Source organism: Streptomyces sp. BE303 (assembly GCF_036290945.1).
Taxonomy (GTDB): Bacteria; Actinomycetota; Actinomycetes; order Streptomycetales; family Streptomycetaceae; genus Kitasatospora.
The window spans coordinates 1-303 of record NZ_JAQYWZ010000620.1 but is presented as its reverse complement, the minus strand read 5'-3'; the positions used below and the strand labels follow the sequence as shown (position 1 = coordinate 303).

General features: G+C 71.3%; 1 protein-coding gene. It reads left to right on the top strand.

What is annotated here, in order from left to right:
* The coding region (locus tag PUR56_RS14375) for a beta-ketoacyl synthase N-terminal-like domain-containing protein (protein ID WP_329949195.1) at positions 1-303 on the top strand (303 nt) is incomplete at both ends.

The window sequence follows — 303 nt, the reverse complement described above, 5'->3', positions numbered from 1 at the left end:
GTGTGTGATGTGGAGGTGTTTTACCACCCGTATCCGGAGCATGCGGGGACGTTCTACGCCCGGGTGGGCGGGTTCCTGTACGGGGCGGGGGACTTCGTTGCGGGGCTGTTCGGGATCTCGCCGCGAGAGGCGTTGGCGATGGATCCGCAGCAGCGCCTGGTGCTGGAGACGTCGTGGGAGACGCGGGAGGCGGCGGGTGCCGATCCGCTGGGCCTGCGCGGCGAGCCGGTGGGCGTGTTCGTCGGCGCCTCGTTCATGGGGTACGGCACCGGGGCGGCGGAGAGCGGGGAGGGCCTGGAAGGC